The sequence below is a fragment of the Pseudoalteromonas aliena SW19 genome (assembly GCF_014905615.1).
GTDB lineage: Bacteria > Pseudomonadota > Gammaproteobacteria > Enterobacterales > Alteromonadaceae > Pseudoalteromonas > Pseudoalteromonas aliena.
The window spans coordinates 296078-317138 of record NZ_AQGU01000027.1; the positions used below are offsets into that span (position 1 = coordinate 296078).

A 21061-nucleotide genomic window follows, 5' to 3' on the forward strand; every position below is an offset into this window, starting at 1 on the left:
GCAAACAATAGCTAATGACAGCGCAATTTGAACATGTATCCGTTTTGATGGATGAGACTATCGATGCCCTTGCAATTAAGCCAGACGGTATATACATGGATGGTACATTTGGACGTGGCGGTCATTCAGGGCAAATATTAGCTCGCCTTGGTGATGAAGGTCGTTTGCAAGCAATCGATCAAGATCCACAAGCAATACAGTCTGCTGAAAAGTTTGCAGATGACTCTCGTTTTGCAATTGCTCATAGTCGCTTCTCTAAACTTTACGAAGTAGCAGAGCAAAACGATCTCATTGGTAAAGTCGATGGCATTTTATTGGATATAGGTGTGTCGTCGCCACAACTTGATGACGCTGAGCGTGGTTTTAGTTTTATGAAAGACGGCCCGCTTGATATGCGAATGGACCCTACAACTGGGCGAAGTGCAGCACAGTGGTTAGCTGAGGCTGAATTAGATGATATTACCCATGTAATTAAAAAACTGGGTGAGGAAAAGTTTGGTAAACGTATTGCTCATAAAATTCTTGAGATCAGAGAGCACACGCCAATTACTACAACTAAGCAGCTTGCTGATTTAGTTGATGAAGCAGTGCCGGTAAAAGATAAGTTTAAGCACCCCGCGACCCGTACTTTTCAAGCAATTCGTATTTACATAAATAGCGAACTAGAAGAAATTCAAACTGCGCTGCAGTCTGCTGTTAACGTGCTTAAGCCTGGTGGGCGTTTAGTGGTTATTTCGTTTCATTCATTAGAAGACCGTATTGTTAAACAGTTTATTAGAAAACAGAGTAGGGGAGAAGTGTTACCCAGAGGTCTGCCTTTAACTGACGCTCAAATAAATAAAAATCTGACGTTAAAAGCAGTGGGTAAAGCTATTAAACCAAGTGCTGCAGAAGTTCAGCGAAATCCACGCTCTCGTAGTTCAGTACTTAGGATTGCACAGAGATTGGGATGAGTAAAAAAGCGAATCATCGTCAACCACCCAACTTATTTTTTGAAATAGTTAAAGGTCTAGGAGCGAATGCGCTTACCTCGGCTTTGTTGGTTGTGATATTCGCTTCTTGTTTTACTGTTGTACAAATAACCCACCTTTCACGTGGTGAGCTAATTAAACAAGATATGCTATTGCAAGAGCGTGATGAGCTTGACTTGGAGTGGCGTTACTTACTGGTTGAAGAAGAGTTTTATTCGCAGCATGCGCGTATTGAAGAAGTTGCTATATCGCAGTTAAAAATGAAACGGCCGACAAGCCAAGATGAACAGGTAATAATATTACAATGAGAACGCGAGGAAAAAAACCAGCAAATAACTTAATTACATGGCGTTTCATGCTAGTGTGCGCTGTTGTGTTTATGGTGTTTGTAACCTTGGTATCTCGCGCTGCTTATTTACAAGTCATTGAACCTGATAAAGCGCGTTCTGAAAGTGACAAACGCACCGTACGTGTTGAAAAACTACATGTGCAGCGCGGAATGATTTTTGACCGCAATGGCAAAGAACTCGCTGTAAGCGTACCGGTAGTTAGTGTTTATGCTGATCCTAAGGCACTTCATAAATCACTCGTCGCTAAAGTTGTTAAACAAGCGCGTAAAAGTGGTGAAGATCAACAATCACTAATAGATAATACCGCAGAGCTTAATAAACGCACCGCACTATATTACAAAAACGATATACGTTGGCGTGAACTCGCTGATGTTTTACGTATTGACCCTAAAAAAATAAACACACGACTTTTAGATGATCCGACTCGTCGATTTGTTTACCTCAAGCGCCAAGTTACTCCTGCCGTTGCTAATTACATTGGCGATTTACGCCTTCCTGGCATTCATTTATTAGATGAATCTAAACGTTACTATCCTGCGGGAGAGGTTAGCGCGCATGTTATTGGTTTTACCAATATTGACGGGAAAGGGATTGAAGGCATTGAAAAACTTTACGAAAACGCATTAACAGGTGAAGAAGGCCGCCGTACTATTCGTAAAGATGCACAGGGGCGCGAAGTTGAAGTATTGGATGAACGCGAACGCGTAGAGCCAGATAGCATTGCGCTTAGTATTGATCAACGTATTCAAGGTATTGCTTATAAAGCAGTAAAATCAGCGGTATTAACTTATAAAGCAACGTCGGGCTCGGCGATGGTAGTTGATGTCAAAACCGGTGAAGTACTGGCAATGGTAAATAGTCCCTCATTTAACCCAAATAATTTAACTGACGCTGCTCCACATAAACGCCGCAACCGCGCAATTACCGATTTGTTTGAACCAGGCTCAACCGTTAAGCCTCTAGCCATTTTGGCTGGGCTAGACTACGGCGCAATTCAGGCTGATGATAAAGTTAATACGTATCCGGGTTGGATGCGTTTGGGAGGGAGTTTAGTTAAAGATACTCGCAACCATGGCGAAATGACATTACGTGAAATTTTAAAATACTCTTCAAATATGGGGGTGGCTAAAATCACGCAACTAGTGCCTAAAGACTACCTCGTGGGTTTATATGAAAAAGTAGGGTTTGGTAGTGATACCGGCACTGGCATGGTAGGTGAAAGCAGTGGTTTATTTTATCCAAATCGTCGTTGGTCAGATTTTGAGATTGCCACTTTATCGTTTGGCTATGCCATTTCAGTAAGTACTGCACAAATGGCGCGTTTTTATACCATGTTGGGTGCTGGTGGCGTTAATCGGCCATTGACGATTTTAAAGCAAGATAATATTCCAGAAGGTGATCGTGTTTTTAAGCAAAAAGACGTAGAAGCCGTCGTTAGCATGATGGAAAGTGTGTTTGAAGAAGGTGGTACTGCGCACAAAATTAAGGTTGATGGTTACCGTGCCGCTGGCAAAACGGGGACTTCTAAAAAAGCCGTTGCAGGTGGGTATGGTGATGAATATGTAGGTTATTTTGCTGGTATTGCACCTGCAAGTGATCCGCGTTTGGCTGTGGTAGTTATGATTAATGAACCAGGTGGTGATGTGTACTATGGAGGTGCCATTGCTGGCCCTGCATTTGCAGAAATCATCTCTAACGCATTAAGAATATTGAACGTTGCACCAGACAAGGACGAGGTTGCGTACGTAAAAGGTAAAGATAACGATGCGTGATTTAAAAGAAATTTTAAAATACATAGATATTGATGCGCCTTCGCAGTTGGTAAAACACTTACGCATTGATAGTCGTGAGGTAACGGCAGGTGATGTATTTGTTGCTATTAAAGGCCATTCACTTGATGGCGGACAATTTATTGCTAAAGCAATTGAAAATGGCGCAACAGCTATTATTGCTGACAGATTATGTGAATTTGAAATAGGCTTTGAACCACTGTATTTGGTGTCGGAGCTTGATAAAAAACTTCCAGAACTAGCAAGCCGTTTTTATGAACAGCCTAGTCAATCACTTGATTTGATAGGCGTAACAGGTACAAATGGTAAATCGACCACCACAGCAATGATTGCCCACTTAGCGCAATTTTGTAGTACTGAGTCCGCTATTATAGGTACTTTAGGTTATGGTCATCCTGATAACTTAATTCCACTGATAAATACCACGCCTTCAACAGTTGATTTACAGCATATTTTTAGCGATTTAAATTTGCAGCATAAAAAGCTGGTGGCAATGGAAGTATCGTCTCATGGGCTGGTACAGCAGCGTGTTGCACAGTGCCATTTTAAAGCGGCTGTGTTTACTAACCTCTCGCGGGATCACTTAGATTACCATGGTGATATGGCAAGTTATGGTGATGCGAAATTAATGCTATTTCGTGATTTTGAACCTCAGGTTGTAGTGCTTAATCAAGATGATTCTCAAGCTGAGCAATGGCTTGAAAAATACGATTTTAATAATCTTATTTGTTATGGCCGTAAAAACTTAATCCCAAAAAATGCTCAGTACGTTTATTTTTCTGATGTTGAATATTCAAGTGACGGTATTTCGGCGCAGTTATCGACTAGCTGGGGTGATATATCAATTAAATCACCGCTGTTTGGCGAATTCAACTTATATAACTTAACGGCAGCGCTTGCGACCCTATTAGGGTTAGGCTATCCGCTTGAACTGTTAATTGTAGGTTGTGCGCAATTACAACCAGTGGCGGGTCGAATGCAAGCATTTAGCCAAGCTGGTATGCCAACGTGTGTGGTTGATTACGCACACACACCGGATGCGCTTGCGCTTGCTTTACAAGCATTACAGCAGCATGTCCCAGGTGGTGTGAGTTGTGTATTTGGATGTGGTGGTGATAGAGATAAAGGTAAACGAGCACTCATGGCGCAAGCCGCAGAGCAAAACGCGGATAAAGTTATTATTACCAGTGATAACCCTCGCTCAGAAGATCCCAATGCAATTATTGCCGATGTGGCAGCAGGCTTAACGGACCCAAGAAAGGCGCATTTAGAGGCCGATAGAGCAACAGCCATCAGCTATGCAATAAATAATGCTAAAGCGGATGAGGTGATATTGGTTGCAGGTAAAGGCCACGAAGATTATCAAATTATAGGCGATGAGCGCATCGATTTTTGCGATCGCCGCTATGTACAAGAACAACTAAAAAAAGCAGTAAGAGGGATAAAACAATGATCCCAATGGATTTTAATTGGTTAGCTAATGTGCTAACAACCGATTATCAAGGTGATAATCTAAATGTGTTAAACATAAACACCGATACTCGCACAGTGTGCGAAGGGGAAGTGTTTCTAGCACTCAAGGGGCCTAATTTTGACGGCCACAAATTTATAGCCGAGGCTAAACAAAAGGGCGCTATTGGCGTTATTGTTCAGCATAAAGTAGATGTAGATATTGCACAATTTATAGTGAGTGATACACGTATTGCACTGGGCGTCATTGGCACTGCTGTTATGGCGCAAGTGGCACCTAAAACAATTGCGATTACAGGCAGTGTGGGTAAAACCACGGTAAAAGAAATGTGCGCCGCTATTTTGTCGGTTCATGGTGATGTATTAGCCACTAAAGGTAATTTTAACAACGATATTGGTGTGCCACTGACGCTATTGCGTTTAGAGCCACAGCACCGCTTTGCAGTTATTGAACTGGGCGCAAATCACTTAGGCGAAATAGCCTATACCACGGCAATGACAAAACCTGATGTGGCTGTTGTGTGTAATGTTGCCGCAGCACATTTAGAAGGCTTTGGTAGCTTAATGGGCGTTGCAAAAGCGAAAGGTGAGATTTTTGATGGCCTCAAAGATAATGGGGTTGCCATTGTTAATTGCGATAGTGAATTTAGTCAGTACTGGTTAGACAAGCTCAAAAATAAAAATGTTAAGTGCTTATCAACGACCGAAAAACTCGATATTTGGGCAGAAGACATTTCACTTGATAAAAATGCGCGTGCAAGCTTTACGCTTTGTACTAAAAGTAAAAAACTACCCGTTACTTTAGCACTGCCAGGTAAGCACAATGTGGGTAATGCGCTTATTGCAGCAGCACTTACCAGCGAGTTTAATGTAAGCCTTGAAGAAATAGCCAATGCACTTGCCACAATGAATGATGTAAAAGGGCGCGTTAATTTAATTGAAGTATCTGATTTACTCACTGTAGTGGATGACACTTACAATGCTAACGTTAAGTCGGTAAAAGCAGCCATTGATTTATTAAGCGACATGCAAGGTCACCGAATTTTAGCGTTAGGGGATATGGGTGAACTTGGCGAAGATGCACGAAAGTATCACCAAGAAGTCGGTGAATACGCTCAACAACAAGGCATCGACGAGTTATTTACGTTAGGGGTATTGAGTAAATGCGCGAGCGATGTGTTTGAGCTACCTAACCGTCATTTTTCGAATCGTGAGCAAATGCTGCAACAAATTCAAACAAGTATTAATAAAGTGAATAAAAAAACAACAATAGTCGTGAAAGGATCGCGCAGTTCTCGCATGGAATTATTAGTAACCGATTTAGTTAATGGCCAGCAACAAGCCATCAATGGAGTATCATAATGTTAGTTTGGCTGGCTGAGTATTTAACACAGTATTTTAGTGGTTTTCATGTTTTTTCGTATTTAACGCTACGCGCCATTTTAGGTATTTTAACGGCACTAACTATGTCTCTTTATTTAGGGCCTAAGTTAATTCGTGGTTTGCAACGCATGCAAATAGGTCAAACAGTTCGAGACGATGGTCCGCAATCGCATTTATCTAAGTCGGGTACGCCGACTATGGGTGGCCTGCTTATTTTAGCGGCTATTTTTACCAGTACACTCCTTTGGGCTGATTTATCAAATAAATATGTATGGGCCACACTGTTTGTAATTGGCTCGTTAGGTATTGTTGGCTTTGTTGATGATTACCGTAAAGTTATTCGTAAAGATCCAAAAGGTCTAATTGCTAAGTGGAAGTACTTTTGGCAATCGGTCATTGCATTAGTTGTGGCGACTGCCTTGTACTTTACAAGTACACAGGCATCAGAAACTTCACTTGTTGTGCCATTTTTTAAAGATGTGCTGCCACAACTTGGTTTATTTTATATTGTGATTACTTATTTTGCTTTGGTAGGCACCTCAAATGCGGTAAACCTTACCGATGGACTTGATGGCTTAGCCATTGTGCCCACTATTTTAGTGGCTTCAGCGTTGGCTATTATTGCTTATTTAACGGGTAATATTAACTTTTCGGCTTACTTACATATCCCGCATTTGCCGTTGGCGAGTGAACTTGTTGTTGTATGTACCGCCATAGTAGGGGCTGGGCTTGGCTTTTTGTGGTTTAACACTTACCCAGCGCAAGTGTTTATGGGTGATGTAGGTTCATTAGCTCTAGGTGGTGCCCTGGGCATTATTGCAGTGTTAGTTCGTCAAGAGTTACTACTTATTATTATGGGTGGTGTGTTTGTTATGGAGGCGTTGTCGGTAATATTACAAGTTGGCTCGTATAAATTACGTGGGCAACGGATCTTTAGAATGGCGCCAATTCATCATCATTATGAATTAAAAGGCTGGCCAGAGCCGCGTGTTATTGTGCGCTTTTGGATTATTTCAATAGTGCTAGTACTCGCTGGCCTTGCGACATTAAAGATTCGATAAATGCAGTATTTAAACGAGATAAAAAATAAACAAATAACAGTGCTCGGACTCGGTATAACCGGTCTGGGCATTGTGCGTTTTTTATTATCTCACGGTATTACACCTAAAGTAGTTGATAGCAGAGTAAACCCACCGGGAATTGATTGGCTTAAAGAGTATGCACCAGCACTGATTACCCACTTTGGTGATTTAGATAACGCAGCACTTTGCTCAAGCAATATGATTATTGTAAGCCCCGGCCTTAGTTTAAAAATACCGGCAATTGCTCTGGCAATTAGCAATGACGTTGAAGTTATTGGTGATGTAGAGTTATTTGCGCGTATTAACACAAAACCGGTTGTTGCAGTAACGGGCTCTAATGGTAAATCAACCGTGGTGACACTTGCCTATGAAGTACTAAAAGAAGCCGGCTATAAAGTTGCATTAGGTGGAAATATTGGCACGGCGGTGCTTGATTTACTTGATGATAAGTTTGATGTGTATGTATTGGAGCTATCAAGTTTTCAACTAGATACTACCAAAAGTTTAAAGCCTATAAGCGCAACTGTATTAAATGTATCTGAGGATCACCTAGATCGTTACGATAGCTATCAAGCTTATATAGATTCAAAACGCAGTATTTATAATTGTGCAGAGCTTATTGTAGTCAATGCCGACGATAGTCAAACACATCCTATTGAGCGTAGTACAACCCCCAAAATTAGCTTTGGTGCTCAACAAGGTGATTTTTATTTAGCGCAGTACAATAACGAAACTCATTTTATGCTTAAAGGCGATGCCTTTTTACCTGTGAGTACGCTAGCTGTGGTAGGTAAGCATAATTATTTAAATGCACTAGCAGTTATGGCGCTTTTAAGTCCTTTTGAAGTAAGCAAAAAGCAATATAAAAACGCGTTAGGTCAATTCAATGGGTTGGCTCATCGCTGCCAATTTGTAGCTGAGCTTAACGGTGTAAAGTATTTTAACGATTCAAAGGCGACCAATGTTGGAGCCACTATAGCTGCAATAGATAGTTTAGCTAGTGACGATGAGAACCTTATCGTTATTGCTGGTGGCGATGCCAAAGGCGCTGATTTAAATGCGCTTAAACCCTACATAGAACAGCATGTAAAAGCATTAATTTGTTTTGGTAAAGATGCAAGTGACTTAGCTGTGATTACCAATAAGAGCTATTTAACAAACAATATGGAAGAAGCCGTTGCTTTGGCCAAAGTACTTAGTAGCGCAGGCAATATTGTTTTATTAGCACCGGCGTGCGCCAGTATAGATATGTATAACAATTATATGCAGCGTGGTGATGACTTTGTTCAGTGCGTTCTGGCAGATCAAATATGATTGCTTTTGCTGATATAAAAGACGCATTAACGCCCAAGCCTTCAGGGCAGTTATACGACGTGCCGCTATTATATTGTGTAATAATGCTTATTGGTGTTGGTTTTATAATGGTTACTAGTGCGTCAATGCCTACCGCAGAGCGATTATTTAACGATCCCTACCATATAACTATTCGCCACAGCATGTTTTTAGCGATGGCCCTTGTACTTTTTTGGATAACTGTTTGCGTACCAATGGATTGGTGGAAACGTTCAAATCCTTATCTGTTGATACTGGGCATGGTGTTATTAATTGCTGTATTGATAATTGGACGTGAAGTAAACGGTGCAAAAAGATGGATACCCATTGGCCCCGTAGGCTTTCAGGTCGCAGAGGCTGCTAAATTATACTTCTTTAGTTATATAGCAGGTTATTTAGTAAGAAAGCGCGAAGAAGTACAAGAAAATATAAAAGGCTTTGCAAAGCCCATTGCTGTATTTGCTGTATATGCGCTGCTTATTTTACTGCAACCAGATTTGGGCACCGTAGTGGTAATGTTTGTAACAACCGTTGGTTTGTTGTTTTTAGCCGGTGCGAAGTTATGGCAATTTTTTGTATTGATTTTAACGGGGATTGGTCTCGTAGTTTTACTGATTATTGTTGAACCATATCGTATGGCTCGAGTTGTTGGTTTTTTAGATCCTTGGGATGATCCGTTTGGCAAAGGTTACCAATTAGTGCAGTCACTAATGGCTTATAGCCAAGGCGGTTGGTTTGGTCAAGGGCTAGGTAATAGCGTACAAAAACTGCAATATTTACCAGAAGCACACAATGATTTTATTTTTGCTGTAATAGGCGAAGAACTTGGTTTAATAGGCGTTGTAAGTATTTTAATGGTACTCGGTACCTTAGTATTTAGAGCCTTATTAATTGGCCAGCAAGCACTAAGGTGCGGTAAAGAATATGAAGGTTACTTTTCGTTTGCTATTGGTATTTGGTTTGCATTTCAAACCATGGTTAATGTAGGCGCGAGTGCTGGTATTTTACCAACAAAAGGCTTAACACTGCCGTTTATTTCTTATGGTGGTTCAAGTTTATTAATAATGACGATAGCCACGGGTATTTTATTACGCGTAGATTTTGAAACTAAGATGGCAACCAAGCAAGCCACCTCACGCGGAGGTAAGCGATGAGCAAACGATTAGTAGTAGTGGCTGGTGGAACGGGCGGTCATATTTTTCCTGGCATTGCGGTGGCTGACTATTTAAAGCAGCAAGGTTGGCAAGTTAGCTGGATAGGCACACCAGATAGAATGGAAGCGCATGTTGTACCAAAGCATAATATAGACATTGACTTTATTAATGTAAAAGGCGTGCGTGGTAATGGGTTAAAACGCCTTATAAAAGCCCCATTTATGGTGCTTAACGCAATACTGCAAGCGCGTAACGTTTTAAAAAAGCAGCGTCCTGATGTCGTACTCGCTATGGGTGGGTATGTGACGGGTCCAACGGGAATTGCTGCTAAAAGTTTAGGTATCCCATTGGTGATCCATGAACAAAATGCCGTTGCAGGAATGAGTAATAAATGGCTCGCTAAATTTGCAGATCGTGTATTAGCTGCTTTTCCAAGTGCTTTTGCGCATGGTACTGCTGAGCTTGTTGGTAATCCGGTACGTCAAAGCGTTATTGACATACCTAAGCGCGAAATATCAAGCCCTATCAATATTTTAGTAGTAGGTGGTTCGCTTGGAGCACAAGTGCTCAATCAAACATTGCCTGAAGCATTTAAAATGTTGAGTAATGCCACCGCAATAAGTGTATGGCACCAAACGGGGAAAGGGCATCTAGGCAGTGTAGAAGACGCTTATAAATTACATACTTTTGATGATAATAAAATAAAGATAGCTGAGTTTATTGATGATATGGATGCAGCGTATGCTTGGGCTGATATTGTTATTTGCCGAGCGGGCGCATTAACTGTTAGCGAAATTGCAGCCGCAGGGAAAATGGCTGTTTTTGTTCCGTTTCCACATGCCGTAGACGACCATCAAACCGCGAATGCGCAATACTTAGTTATGGCAAATGGGGCATTGTTAATGCCACAAGGGCAGTTTAACAAGCAATCAATAGTTGAACTTTTAAGCCCCTATTTAGCCAAGCCAATATTAATTAAACAAATGGCAGCAAATGCTCATAAACAAGCCATTTTAGATGCCACAGAATGCGTTGCAATGCACTGTGAGCAAGCAACAAATAAGAGAGTGTAAGTGAAAGAAGCATCAGTACAAGAAAAACACACACGACCTGCAATGCGTCGAATTGAAACAATACACTTTATCGGTATTGGTGGTGCGGGTATGGGCGGTATTGCTGAAGTACTCGCTTTTGAAGGTTACCGTATTACAGGCTCAGATATTGCGCATAGTGCAATGACAGATCGTTTAATTAAAGCGGGCGCGGAAGTCTTTATTGGGCATCACGAAAACAACGTAAAAGATGCCAACGTAGTGGTCGTTTCAAGTGCAATTGACGAAACAAACCCTGAAATAATTGCAGCAAAAGCAGCAAGAGTTCCGGTTGTGCGTCGTGCAGAAATGTTAGCAGAGTTAATGCGTTTTCGCCACGGTATAGCGATTGCGGGAACGCATGGGAAAACGACCACAACGAGCTTAATTGCGAGTATTTACGGGCAAGCAGGGCTAGATCCAACGTTTATTATTGGTGGTTTACTCAATAGCGCCGGAAGTAACGCGAAAGTAGGTAAAAGCGATTTTTTAATAGCAGAAGCTGATGAAAGTGATGCATCGTTTTTACATTTACAGCCTATGGTTTCAGTGATCACTAATATTGAAGAAGATCACATGGAAACGTATGGCGGTAGCCTTGAAAAAATGAAAGACACGTATGTGGATTTTATTCATAACTTACCGTTCTATGGCTTAGCTGTTGTGTGTATTGATTCGGAAGTAGCTGCTGAGCTCATCCCGCGTTTTGGCCGCCCTGTTATTACGTATGGCGAATCAAGTGATGCAGATTATCGGATGGGCAATTTTAGCCAATCGGCTAATACTTGTGAGTTTACCGTGACTAATAAGCAAGGTGAGAGCTTAACGGTAAAGTTAAACATGCCAGGTAAGCATAATGCACTTAATGCCACCGCAGCAATTGCTGTAGCAAAAGATCAAAATATTGCGAATCACGCAATTTTAGAAGCCCTACAAAAATTTGAAGGGATTGGTCGACGTTTTCAACACTATGGTGAATTTGAAAATGAACGCGGTAGTGTGATGCTCGTTGATGATTACGGACACCACCCATCAGAAGTTGCTGCAACAATTGCAGCTGCACGTGAAGGCTGGCCAGATAAACGCTTAGTCATGGTTTATCAACCACATCGCTTTACCCGTACACGCGACTTGTACGAAGATTTTGTTAAAGTGCTTGCTGACGTCGATCAACTATTACTGCTTGACGTGTATAGCGCCGGTGAGGAACCCATCTTAGGTGCCGATAGTAAAAGCTTATGCCGCAGCTTACGCCAACGTGGTAAAGAGCCATTGCATGTAGCTTCAAGTGGAGAGCTTGCTGGTATGCTGGCCGAGTGCTTACAAAATAACGATTTAGTATTAACCCAAGGTGCAGGTAATATAGGGCAATTAGTAAAAACCTTAGCTGCAACGGGTATGTCGATAGAAAAACTTAAACAAGGTGAAGTATGACTCAGGTAAATGCACAGTTTGGTAAAGTAGCGGTATTGCTAGGTGGAAACTCAGCAGAGCGTGAAGTGTCATTAAAATCTGGTCAAGCCGTTTTAAATGCACTGCAAAACAGTGGTGTTGATGCAATTGCATTTGATCCGCAAACTCGTTCATTATGGGAGTTAAAAGAACTAAACATAGAACGTGTTTTTATTGCGCTACATGGTCGAGGTGGTGAAGACGGTACTGTGCAAGGTGCGCTTGAATTTATGAACTTGCCTTACACGGGGAGTAATGTACTCGGTTCGGCACTTGCTATGGATAAAGTGCGCTGTAAGCATTTATTTAAGTCGGCCGGATTAAGTACGGCACCTTATACCGTTGTTGATGCTAAAAAAGGCTTCGATGCATCTTCAATAATGAATAAATTTAAAAAGGTAATGGTTAAGCCATCGCACGAGGGCTCAAGCATCGGTATGGCACAAGCAAGTACAGTACAAGAGCTTGAAAAAGCGCTGGCAAATGCATTTAAATTTGATAGCCAAGTGCTTGTCGAGCAATGGATCACTGGACGCGAGTTCACCGTGACGATATTGGGTGATGAAGTACAGCCAGTAATTGAAATGACGACGCCTAACGGGTTTTATGATTACCAAGCTAAGTATCAGTCAAGTACAACGCAGTACCATTGCCCTGCAAATTTATCAGCTGAGAATACAACGAACTTACAAGCAATGTCACTTGATGCATTTGATTTAGTGGGTGCAAGTGGGTGGGGTCGTGTTGATGCAATGCAAGACGAGCAAGGGCATTTTTACCTACTAGAGGTAAACACAGTCCCAGGTATGACCGAAAAATCGCTAGTGCCAATGGCAGCAAAAGCAAATGGGGCAAGTTTTGAGCAATTAGTTGTTCGCATTTTGGAGCAAACGCTTTAATATGCATCCCCTTTTAGAAAAAGCACTAAAAATCAAACAGCAACTAAATTGGTCGCTAATTTTTGGAGTAAGCTTTTTTCTAGTTGTAGTGATTGGTTTAGTACAACTAACCACTGGTATTTCAGATTGGCTAGTTGAAAATAAAGATGCCCAAATTAAGCAGTTAACTGTGCAAGGACATCCAAAGTACACCGATGAAACCGCGATTATAAAAGCAATAAAAAAAGCGGATTTAAGTAGCTTTTTTGAACTCGATGTAAAGCATGTGCAACAACTTGTGCAAGATTTACCTTGGGTAGCTACTGTATCGGTACGAAAACAATGGCCCGATACAATACAAGTCTATGTAGTGGAACATGAAGTCGTCGCGCACTGGAACAGTGATTTATTACTGAATCAAAGTGGTGAAGCTTTTCAAGCTAGCAGTGATAAAATAAGTGCCGATTTACCGCAGTTGTTTGGACCAGAGGGTAGCGAACAAGAAGCATGGGTGGCCTTTAAACAACTTGATGAGATGCTTAGAGTTAACTCTTTAACATTAAAAAGTTTAGCGTTATCGGAGCGTTTTTCGTGGCAGTTATGGTTAGATAACGGGGTGCGTTTAAATTTAGGGCGCAAAGATAAAGCTAAACGTGTACAGCGGTTTATAGATGTTTACCCGCGAATGAAACAACGTGAAGATGCACAAATAGACACAATCGATTTACGGTATGATACCGGCCTTGCAGTGAGTTATAAGCCAGTGCAAGAAGAACAATTACAAAATAAGAGTAAGGCATGACTAAGTCAGCAGAAAGAAACCTAGTAATAGGATTAGACGTTGGCACCTCGAAAGTGGTTGCTACGGTAGGTGAAATCACCGCAGATAACAAGCTCAGCATTGTTGGTGTGGGCAGCCAAGTATCTCATGGTATGGATAAAGGCGGTGTTAACGATTTAAACTTAGTGTCTGAGTCTATTCGCCGAGCTATAGACGAAGCTGAATTAATGGCCGATTGTCGCATTAGCTCAGTGTACTTGGGTATCTCTGGTAAACATATTCAATGCCAAAACGAAAGCGGCGTAGTGGCTATTAACAATACCGAAGTGACGGATGAAGACATTGAAAATGTTATTCATATCGCGCGTTCGGTACCTATTTCGGCTGAACGTAAAATGCTGCATGCTCTGCCGCAAGAGTACAGTATTGACATGCAAGAGGGTATTAAAAACCCATTGGGCATGAGTGGCGTTCGAATGGAAGCACGTGCACATATTATTACGTGTTCAAACGATATGGCTAAAAACATTGAAAAATGCGTACACCGTTGTGGCCTTGAAGTCGATCAACTTATTTTTACAGCATTAGCATCGTGTTATTCAGTGCTGACACCCGATGAAAAAGAGCTCGGTGTTGCTGTACTTGATATTGGTGGTGGTACAATGGATATCACTATTTATATTAATGGCGCGCTGCGTCATTCAGCGGTTATTCCTGTCGCCGGTAATCAAGTGACGGGTGATATTGCAAAAATATTTCGTACACCTATATCACATGCAGAGTCACTCAAAGTACAATATGCATGTGCAAGTAGCCAAATGGCAAGTAGCGAAGACACAATTGAAGTACCAAGCGTGGGCGGACGACCAGCAAGATTGATGTCGCGTCATACGTTATCAGAGGTTGTTGAACCTCGTTTTAGAGAATTATTTGAATTGGCGATGGAAGAAATTCGTCGTTCGGGTTTAGAAGACCAAATTGCGGCAGGCCTAGTTATAACAGGCGGAACTGCTAAAATGACTGGCGCAATGGAAGTGGCAGAAGACATTTTCCAAATGCCAGTAAGAATAGGCAAACCAATCGGGATAGTTGGTTTGACAGACTACGTAGATGATCCTTCGTACGCAACCGCTGTTGGTTTGTTACAATACGGCCGTACCATGCAATCGATGAATGCACAAAAGTCGAAAGCAGAGGATAACAATAATTGGTGGAACCGCATTGCAAAATGGTTTCAAGGCGAGTTTTAATGCTCAAGTCGGAGAGTAAACATGTTTGATATAATGGAACAACACAGCGAAGAAGCTGTCATAAAGGTAATAGGCGTGGGCGGTGGCGGCGGTAACGCTGTTGAGCACATGGTAAAACAACAGATTGAAGGCGTGCGCTTTATAGCCGCTAATACGGATGCACAAGCATTACGTAATTCATCTGCAGATATTACAGTGCAATTGGGCACGCAAATAACCTCTGGGCTGGGTGCGGGCGCAAATCCTGATGTAGGCCGTCAATCGGCTGAAGAAGATGCTGATACCATTCGTGCTAGCCTTGAAGGCGCAGATATGGTCTTTATTGCAGCGGGTATGGGCGGTGGTACAGGTACTGGTGCAGCACCGGTAGTTGCTAAAATAGCAAAAGAGCTAGGTATTTTAACTGTTGCAGTCGTAACACGTCCTTTTGACTTTGAAGGCAAAAAACGTGCAGCAGCCGCTGAGCAAGGTATTAATGAATTGTCAGAAATTGTAGATTCGCTTATTACAATTCCGAACAATAAATTACTTAAAGTTTTAGGGAAAGGGACTACACTTCTAGATGCCTTCGCTAAAGCAAATGACGTATTATTTGGCGCGGTTCAAGGTATTGCAGAGCTAATTACACGTTCTGGTTTAATTAACGTGGATTTCGCCGATGTAAGAACGGTAATGTCTGCAATGGGTACTGCTATGATGGGAACTGCATCTGCATCAGGCCCTGATCGTGCCCAAGAAGCAGCAGAAGCGGCTATTTCAAGCCCATTACTAGAAGACGTTGATTTAACCGGCGCTAAAGGTATCTTGGTTAATATTACCGCCGGTATGGACATTGCGATTGAAGAATTTGAAATTGTGGGTAATCACGTTAAAGCGCTTGCGTCAGAAAACGCAACGGTTGTTGTTGGTGCAGTTATTGACCCAGAAATGACAGATGAATTACGAGTAACAGTTGTTGCAACTGGCTTAGGAGGCGATCGTCGCCCGCAGTTTGGTATTGTAGATAACGGCTTTAAAAAAGCATCAGGTTCTGATGTTGCAAGTTCTTCAAACCAATCGAGCAGCATGTACGTACCAAGCTTTGCGAGTCAAGGCACAAGCACTGAAGAAAGTAGTACTGCTAATGCAAAAGTTGAGAGCAAAGAACAAGCGCCTTCTTCTAGCTCAAATAGCAATATGAGTTCTTCAACGCAAAGCAGTAAAAAAGCGGATAAATCAGAAGGCAGTGATTATTTTGATATCCCCGCTTTTTTACGTAAACAAGCTGATTAATAAAATAGTACTTTCGTTCGTAATTTGAACGAAAATTGGATTTTAGGTGTATTTATGTTAAAATCCGCCGTCTGAATGTAATTAATTTTAAGTGAGCGAACCTATGATTAAACAGCGTACGATTGCACAAGTAGTCAAAGCCATAGGAATTGGACTTCATAAAGGTGAGAAGGTCACAATAACTCTCCGACCTGCGAGCGCAAATACTGGGATTGTATTTCGCCGTGTAGACCTTGATCCGGTTGTTGATTTTGAAACAACACCTGAAGCCGTTGGTGATACGCAATTATGTACCTGTTTAATTAATAAAGATGGCGTTCGCTTATCGACTACTGAGCATCTTATTGCAGCAGTTGCTGCAATGGGGATTGATAATCTAATTGTTGAATTAGACAGCTCAGAAGTGCCGATTATGGATGGTAGTGCATTACCATTCATATACTTGTTACAAAAAGGTGGTATTGAAGAGCAAAATACGGCTAAACGCTTTATTCGAATCAAAGAAAAAGTACGTATTGAAGAAGATGGTAAGTGGGCTGAAGTTGAGCCGTATGATGGTTTTCATATCGACTTTGAAATTGCATTTAACCATCCAGCTATCAACGAAAGTCGCCAACGTATTGGTTTAGATATAACAACACAAAGCTTTATTGAAGAAATCAGTCGCGCGCGTACTTTTGGATTTATGAAAGACATTGAATACATGCATGCAAACAACCTAGCGCTAGGTGGTAGTATGGATAGTGCTGTGGTACTTGATGAATTCAAAGTTTTAAATCCTAACGGTTTACGTTATAGCGATGAGTTTGTTAAGCACAAGATATTAGACTGTGTTGGTGACATGTTTATGACAGGTCATAACCTTTTAGGTAAAGTAACCGCATTTAAATCAGGTCATGATTTAAATAATAAATTACTTCGTAAAATAATGGCAACAGAGTCAGCATGGGAGTGGGCTACATTTGAAACGCCTGTAACGATGCCTGCACCCGGTCTTGAGTTAGCTCATACCTAATCAGTATTAAAGTTGAGCTTATAAACAGCTATAAAAAATGACGCTAATTAGCGTCATTTTTTTGCGTAAAATTCACTCAATTATAACTCCAAAATAGCTTGTAACTGATTTAAATGAGTTACTGTATAGGTTGGCTTTATTCCGTCGGCTAATTGCTCACCAGGATGCTGTAACCAGCAAGTATCAATACCAGCATTGTTGCCGCCAAGTATGTCACTTGCCGCGGTATCACCTACCATAAGTATCTCGCTTTTATCTGGGTTACCCATTAGCTCAAATGTGTGCTCGAAAATCGCTTTATTTGGTTTTGCTATACCCACAAGTTCAGATATTACTAACCATTCAAACATATCTTTTAAGCCAGTATGCTCAAGGCGTACTGTTTGTAGGCGGGCAAATCCATTAGTAATAATACCTAATCGAGCATTTGGCTTAAGTTTATTTAAAAGCTCAATAGCACCGGGTAATGGCTCGCAAATTTGCGCCATCGCATCTAAAAAAGCATCGTTTAGCTCTTTTGCGGGCACATTAAGCTTTGAAGCCCACTCATTAAAGCGTGTTATTTGTAAGTAATCTGCGCTAATAGTGCCATTTTGATAATCAATCCACAGCTGCTTATTGGTTTTTTGATAATGAATATAATCGTCTTGGCTAAAATCTACGTTGTAAGCTTTAAACATGCGAGTCATGCCCGCTAAAATATCAAACCTAAATAAGGTTTCGTCTGCATCAAACAATACATAGTTGTATTTCATTCAACTTCCTAAATTAATTTGTTTGGCTGTAGAGATCTACATGTAGAAAGGGCGCCATAGCTAAAGTGAGTGCTTGTGTATAGGTGCTTTCACGCGTGGCGTGGTTGTTTGTAAGTAACCCAATAGCGCCCCCTTTTTGTTTAACGTTGATAGTATTAAATGCCTTGTCCATTACGTCGCCAAGTTCTTCGCCTTTAAGTAATGCGTTATAAAGCACTTGAGGCAAGGGGAGGTTGCTGCTGCGCCCTACAACTTGATTTAAGGCATTATCAATAACTACGTAAGCAAAGGTTGCTGCACCATAGCTAAATTGCTCTGCACCGCCTTCCATTGCCACGTAGTAGTGAGCTTGGTGATGCTCTTTGCAATAATTAACACGATTTTGTGCGCCAATACGTGTTTCGTCTTCGCCAATCGGCTGTTCTGGAACGCCTGAGGGAGCATTAACACCTTCACAGTTAATAGTATGGGCGGGAAAATACATAGAAAAAATATGCTTAGCGGCATTTATTTTTACAGGATTTTTAGAACCAACAATAATTTTTAATTGTTGTGACATACAGATCTCATTTTAAACAAAATCAGCAGTGTACGTGAGTTAGCGTTAACAAAAAAGAGTAGCAAGGCTAATTAAATAGGCTAATCAAATAGGCAAATCAAGTGGGGCTAAGTTTTCTAATGCGCGCTTTTTTAAAATAATATCTTTAATGAGAGGGGTAAGTACCAACTCCATTGCTAAACCCATTTTACCACCAGGCACCACAAGTGTATTGATACGGGACATAAAGCTGCCTTCGATCATGCGTAAATAATACGGAAAATCAACATCATCAATTCCTCTAAAGCGAATAACGACAAAGCTTTCATCAAGTGATGGAATATCTTTTGCGCTAAATGGGTTTGAGGTATCAACTGTTGGTACACGCTGAAAGTTTATATGCGTACGCGAGAATTGCGGAGTAATGTGATTAATATAGTCATCCATGCTACGTACAATAGACCCCATAACAGCTTCGCGAGAATGGCCACGTTCAGAAGTATCACGGATTAGCTTTTGAATCCATTCAAGGTTAATAATAGGTACCATGCCTATTAATAAGTCGACATGTTTCGCTACATCTACATCCTGATCGACAACGCCACCATGTAAACCTTCGTAAAATAAAATATCAGTGTTTTGATCAAGATCTTGCCAAGGAGTGAACGTACCAGGTAATTGATTGTAGGGAACAGCCTCATCAAATGTGTGTAAATAGCGACGTAATTTGCCTTGTCCAGTTTCGCCATAATTGCTAAATAATGCTTCTAGCGCGCTGAAGTCATTGGCTTCTCGGCCAAAGTAACTAATGTGTTTGCCTTCTTGTTGTGCTTCACGTACTTTTTTATCCATTTCAGGGCGAGTGTAACGATGAAAGCTATCTCCTTCGATAAAAGCAGCTTGAATATTAAGGCTACGAAAAATATGTTTAATTGCATTGGTTGTGGTGGTTGTACCCGCACCCGATGAACCAGTTATTGCAATAATAGGGTTTTTAGCTGACATGTTAATTCTCTTTTTTAGGACCCGATTTTATAACCAGACTAAACTTAACACTATTTTAAGTTGTTTGGATATTTTAAGCGTTGACTGACTCAGGCCAAGTGACGGCATCAGCGAATAACGTTATCATGAGGTGCTTAAAATTAAAACGAGAGAAAGCATGAAACTTATTAAACCATTACTAGGCTTCTTTTGCGTAAGTGTCCTGAGCCTAGGTATAGCAAACGCTAGTATGCCAAAAAGCCAAATATTACTTGCTGATTTAAATACACCTTATGGCTTGCAAGTGACGATAGTGAGCGATAAAACAAGTTATAACAATCAGCCTTACTTAACCAGTACAGGTTTATATTTTACTTACGAGGTATTAGTTGGTGATAAAAGCCAAACTGATATTGCCTACTACGACTTAACAACTCAGCAGGTTAGCAATCTCACCAAGTCAGCTGTCAGCGAATATTCGCCAACATTGATGCCAGATAAAAGTAATTTATCAGCTATTGTAGTTGAAGCCGATGGTAAGCAAAAACTCTGGCAATATTCACCTTTAAGTGAGGGGCCCGCAACACGAATTTTTGATTGGATAGAGCCCGTTGGTTATCATGCTTGGGGTATTAAGAATGATTTAGTGATGTTTATTTTAGGTGAGCCCCACACACTTCAATATACTTCAGTAGAGGCTGCTAAAGGTCAGGTTGTTGCAAGCAACATTGGCCGCACGCTTATTTATAATAACTCGACTGCTACATTTTTATTTAGTTACACTAAAAACGAACAACACATTTTAGCTAGCTTTAACCCTCAAAATAAACAGGTTGAAGACTTACTAAGGTTACCATCTCAAGTTCAAGATTTTATTTTAAAAGACGATGCAACGATTGCTTACGCTATTAAAAACCGTGTTTATCAGCGCAAGCTTAATGGCAGTAATGAAATATCGCAATGGCTTGATTTAAGCACTTACTGTAAAACGAATATAACAAGAATGAGTTATAACAATGAAAAGCTCGCTTTTGTATGTGATATAACGAAGTAAAGCAGACAAATAAATTCAGATTTTATTGTGTATGCGTTAATCTAATGCGTAAATTAACTAATAGGGATTACACGTGGCTTATAGTGCAGACGAGCTGACAGAGCAGCTTATTAAATTACAATGCAGAAGTAATTTTAAGATTAAAAATATTGCAGAATACATGTTAGTAAACTCTAAAGAAGCTTTTTATACTCATAGTGAAAGTGGCAAAGGTAAAATAGTAATTCGCCCTGCATTTGAAGTATTTAGCGATGATTTTAGTGATATTGATGGCGTAACACGTGCGCAAGGGTATTTTCATAGCAGCGAGATGACACGCTTCCCGACACGTATTTTTAAAAGTGCTCAACCTATTCACTATGGTGTGGCATTTAAAATAAACTCTGAGCAAGCAGCAAAAGACTTTATAGCTAAGCTAACTATGATTATTGGTAATTAATAAAACATAAAAAGCCGCTG

General features: G+C 40.9%; 20 protein-coding genes. 17 read left to right on the top strand and 3 right to left on the bottom strand.

Features of this window, described 5'->3' with window-relative positions; all coding sequences use genetic code 11:
- Positions 1-14: 14 nt before the first annotated feature.
- From rsmH to lpxC, 15 genes are all read left to right on the top strand, one after another.
- Positions 15-953, top strand: coding sequence for a 16S rRNA (cytosine(1402)-N(4))-methyltransferase RsmH (rsmH, locus tag PALI_RS14730; RefSeq protein ID WP_077535980.1), 939 nt, complete (start codon positions 15-17; stop codon positions 951-953).
- Positions 950-1279 (top strand): cell division protein FtsL, encoded by a 330-nt coding sequence (ftsL, locus tag PALI_RS14735; RefSeq protein WP_077535979.1) that lies wholly within the window; start codon positions 950-952, stop codon positions 1277-1279. Before rsmH ends, ftsL begins: the two co-directional genes overlap by 4 nt.
- Positions 1276-3093 carry a penicillin-binding transpeptidase domain-containing protein gene (locus tag PALI_RS14740; RefSeq protein ID WP_193156299.1) on the top strand — a complete coding sequence of 606 codons (1818 nt, stop codon included), beginning with the start codon at positions 1276-1278 and terminating at the stop codon, positions 3091-3093. The genes ftsL and PALI_RS14740 overlap by 4 nt, the downstream gene beginning before the upstream one ends.
- Positions 3086-4564: a UDP-N-acetylmuramoyl-L-alanyl-D-glutamate--2,6-diaminopimelate ligase gene (murE, locus tag PALI_RS14745; protein WP_193156300.1), complete on the top strand. Its 1479-nt coding sequence runs from the start codon at positions 3086-3088 to the stop codon at positions 4562-4564. The genes PALI_RS14740 and murE overlap by 8 nt, the downstream gene beginning before the upstream one ends.
- On the top strand, positions 4561-5943 hold the full coding sequence (locus tag PALI_RS14750) for a UDP-N-acetylmuramoyl-tripeptide--D-alanyl-D-alanine ligase (protein WP_193156301.1): 1383 nt from the start codon (positions 4561-4563) through the stop codon (positions 5941-5943). The genes murE and PALI_RS14750 overlap by 4 nt, the downstream gene beginning before the upstream one ends.
- Positions 5943-7025 (top strand): phospho-N-acetylmuramoyl-pentapeptide-transferase, encoded by a 1083-nt coding sequence (gene mraY / locus PALI_RS14755; RefSeq protein WP_077535975.1) that lies wholly within the window; start codon positions 5943-5945, stop codon positions 7023-7025. The genes PALI_RS14750 and mraY overlap by 1 nt, the downstream gene beginning before the upstream one ends.
- Positions 7026-8360: a UDP-N-acetylmuramoyl-L-alanine--D-glutamate ligase gene (gene murD, locus PALI_RS14760; protein ID WP_193156302.1), complete on the top strand. Its 1335-nt coding sequence runs from the start codon at positions 7026-7028 to the stop codon at positions 8358-8360. It abuts the gene before it with no gap.
- Complete coding sequence (gene ftsW / locus PALI_RS14765) at positions 8357-9532, top strand: cell division protein FtsW (RefSeq protein WP_193156303.1); 1176 nt, start codon at positions 8357-8359, stop codon at positions 9530-9532. Before murD ends, ftsW begins: the two co-directional genes overlap by 4 nt.
- Positions 9529-10605 (top strand): undecaprenyldiphospho-muramoylpentapeptide beta-N-acetylglucosaminyltransferase, encoded by a 1077-nt coding sequence (gene murG, locus PALI_RS14770; protein ID WP_193156304.1) that lies wholly within the window; start codon positions 9529-9531, stop codon positions 10603-10605. Before ftsW ends, murG begins: the two co-directional genes overlap by 4 nt.
- A complete protein-coding gene (murC, locus tag PALI_RS14775; protein ID WP_193156305.1) occupies positions 10606-12057 on the top strand; it encodes a UDP-N-acetylmuramate--L-alanine ligase in 1452 nt (483 codons plus the stop codon).
- Positions 12054-12974, top strand: a complete 921-nt coding sequence (locus PALI_RS14780) for a D-alanine--D-alanine ligase (RefSeq protein WP_193156306.1) — start codon at positions 12054-12056, stop codon at positions 12972-12974. The genes murC and PALI_RS14780 overlap by 4 nt, the downstream gene beginning before the upstream one ends.
- 1 nt (position 12975) lies before the next feature.
- On the top strand, positions 12976-13755 hold the full coding sequence (locus tag PALI_RS14785; protein ID WP_077535969.1) for a cell division protein FtsQ/DivIB: 780 nt from the start codon (positions 12976-12978) through the stop codon (positions 13753-13755).
- Positions 13752-14984: a cell division protein FtsA gene (ftsA, locus tag PALI_RS14790; protein ID WP_077535968.1), complete on the top strand. Its 1233-nt coding sequence runs from the start codon at positions 13752-13754 to the stop codon at positions 14982-14984. Before PALI_RS14785 ends, ftsA begins: the two co-directional genes overlap by 4 nt.
- Before the next feature lie 21 nt (positions 14985-15005).
- Complete coding sequence (gene ftsZ, locus PALI_RS14795) at positions 15006-16256, top strand: cell division protein FtsZ (RefSeq protein WP_182701934.1); 1251 nt, start codon at positions 15006-15008, stop codon at positions 16254-16256.
- 103 nt (positions 16257-16359) lie between these two features.
- A complete protein-coding gene (gene lpxC / locus PALI_RS14800) occupies positions 16360-17271 on the top strand; it encodes a UDP-3-O-acyl-N-acetylglucosamine deacetylase (RefSeq protein ID WP_077535966.1) in 912 nt (303 codons plus the stop codon).
- A gap of 80 nt (positions 17272-17351) precedes the next feature.
- On the opposite strand, the gene yjjG is transcribed toward lpxC, so the two are convergent.
- The 3 genes from yjjG to PALI_RS14815 form a co-directional block, all read right to left on the bottom strand.
- Positions 17352-18026: a pyrimidine 5'-nucleotidase gene (gene yjjG, locus PALI_RS14805; protein WP_193156307.1), complete on the bottom strand. Its 675-nt coding sequence runs from the start codon at positions 18024-18026 to the stop codon at positions 17352-17354.
- A gap of 13 nt (positions 18027-18039) precedes the next feature.
- On the bottom strand, positions 18040-18585 hold the full coding sequence (gene yjjX / locus PALI_RS14810; protein WP_193156308.1) for an inosine/xanthosine triphosphatase: 546 nt from the start codon (positions 18583-18585) through the stop codon (positions 18040-18042).
- A gap of 84 nt (positions 18586-18669) precedes the next feature.
- Entirely contained in the window at positions 18670-19569 is a 900-nt protein-coding gene (locus PALI_RS14815; protein WP_138584668.1) for a phosphoribulokinase, read from the bottom strand.
- 157 nt (positions 19570-19726) lie between these two features.
- On the opposite strand from PALI_RS14815, the gene PALI_RS14820 reads away from it, so the two are divergent.
- Together PALI_RS14820 and PALI_RS14825 are read left to right on the top strand one after the other, a co-directional pair.
- On the top strand, positions 19727-20602 hold the full coding sequence (locus PALI_RS14820; RefSeq protein WP_193156309.1) for a TolB-like translocation protein: 876 nt from the start codon (positions 19727-19729) through the stop codon (positions 20600-20602).
- A 73-nt stretch (positions 20603-20675) separates the two neighbouring features.
- Entirely contained in the window at positions 20676-21041 is a 366-nt protein-coding gene (locus tag PALI_RS14825; RefSeq protein WP_007579906.1) for a hypothetical protein, read from the top strand.
- Positions 21042-21061: the final 20 nt, after the last annotated feature.

Coding starts and splice junctions, on each gene's coding strand:
- lpxC (WP_077535966.1), top strand. CDS start 16,360: ATGATTAAACAGCGTACGATTGCACAAGTAGTCAAAGCCATAGGAATT.
- mraY (WP_077535975.1), top strand. CDS start 5,943: ATGTTAGTTTGGCTGGCTGAGTATTTAACACAGTATTTTAGTGGTTTT.
- PALI_RS14780 (WP_193156306.1), top strand. CDS start 12,054: ATGACTCAGGTAAATGCACAGTTTGGTAAAGTAGCGGTATTGCTAGGT.
- ftsW (WP_193156303.1), top strand. CDS start 8,357: ATGATTGCTTTTGCTGATATAAAAGACGCATTAACGCCCAAGCCTTCA.
- murD (WP_193156302.1), top strand. CDS start 7,026: ATGCAGTATTTAAACGAGATAAAAAATAAACAAATAACAGTGCTCGGA.
- murE (WP_193156300.1), top strand. CDS start 3,086: ATGCGTGATTTAAAAGAAATTTTAAAATACATAGATATTGATGCGCCT.
- PALI_RS14750 (WP_193156301.1), top strand. CDS start 4,561: ATGATCCCAATGGATTTTAATTGGTTAGCTAATGTGCTAACAACCGAT.
- ftsA (WP_077535968.1), top strand. CDS start 13,752: ATGACTAAGTCAGCAGAAAGAAACCTAGTAATAGGATTAGACGTTGGC.
- yjjG (WP_193156307.1), bottom strand. CDS start 18,026: ATGAAATACAACTATGTATTGTTTGATGCAGACGAAACCTTATTTAGG.
- murG (WP_193156304.1), top strand. CDS start 9,529: ATGAGCAAACGATTAGTAGTAGTGGCTGGTGGAACGGGCGGTCATATT.
- PALI_RS14740 (WP_193156299.1), top strand. CDS start 1,276: ATGAGAACGCGAGGAAAAAAACCAGCAAATAACTTAATTACATGGCGT.
- PALI_RS14815 (WP_138584668.1), bottom strand. CDS start 19,569: ATGTCAGCTAAAAACCCTATTATTGCAATAACTGGTTCATCGGGTGCG.
- PALI_RS14820 (WP_193156309.1), top strand. CDS start 19,727: ATGAAACTTATTAAACCATTACTAGGCTTCTTTTGCGTAAGTGTCCTG.
- yjjX (WP_193156308.1), bottom strand. CDS start 18,585: ATGTCACAACAATTAAAAATTATTGTTGGTTCTAAAAATCCTGTAAAA.
- PALI_RS14785 (WP_077535969.1), top strand. CDS start 12,976: ATGCATCCCCTTTTAGAAAAAGCACTAAAAATCAAACAGCAACTAAAT.
- ftsZ (WP_182701934.1), top strand. CDS start 15,006: ATGTTTGATATAATGGAACAACACAGCGAAGAAGCTGTCATAAAGGTA.
- rsmH (WP_077535980.1), top strand. CDS start 15: ATGACAGCGCAATTTGAACATGTATCCGTTTTGATGGATGAGACTATC.
- ftsL (WP_077535979.1), top strand. CDS start 950: ATGAGTAAAAAAGCGAATCATCGTCAACCACCCAACTTATTTTTTGAA.